Consider the following 682-nt stretch of genomic DNA (forward strand, 5'->3'; position numbering starts at 1 on the left):
TGCTTCACCACATACATTAGGATTGATATTAACCTACCATGTTAACTACGGCCTTTCGGCCCGTAGGACAGCTGCCATTATGCAGGATGTTCATGGTGTGGCTATTTCGCATCAGACGATTTTGAACTACGAAAACAGCGTGGCTCTTATGCTTAAGCCTTATGTGGATTACTATCCGTATGAGCTTTCTGATCAGTTCTGTGGTGACGAAACATACATCCGAGTTGGCGGTCGCTGGCATTATCTCTTTTTCTTTTTTGACGCAGTAAAGAAGATTATTCTTTCTTATCCAGTGTCTCCTAATCGAGATACAGCAACAGCTGTACGTGCAATAGATGAAGTTTTAGTAAAGATGAAAGAGATCCCAGAAGATCTTACTTTCGTAGTAGATGGAAATCCAATCTATCTTCTAGCTCAACACTTTTTCGCACAACATGACATTTCGTTTGATGTGAAGCAAGTAATTGGCCTTACAAATGAAGACCCTGTTTCAACTGAATACAGACCATTAAAACAGATTATTGAAAGACTCAATCGAACATTTAAAGGTAATTATCGTTCAACCCATGGATTTGGCTCGGAACAAGGATCAGTCTCTTTTGTCACCTTGTTTGTGGCTTACTTTAACTTCCTAAGGCCACATGCGGCTTTAGAAGGTAAAGTCCCTGTTGTAAATCCAGAA

Annotated in this window: 1 protein-coding gene; it reads left to right on the forward strand. The window is 40.2% G+C overall.

Annotation, left to right across the window (positions count from 1 at the left end; all coding sequences use genetic code 11):
- Positions 1 to 682: DDE-type integrase/transposase/recombinase (locus F7888_RS23180; protein WP_225228970.1), on the forward strand; the 682-nt coding region annotated here is incomplete at both ends.

It is taken from the genome of Litchfieldia stipae (genome assembly GCF_014837155.1).
Classification (GTDB): Bacteria; Bacillota; Bacilli; order Bacillales; family Bacillaceae_L; genus Litchfieldia.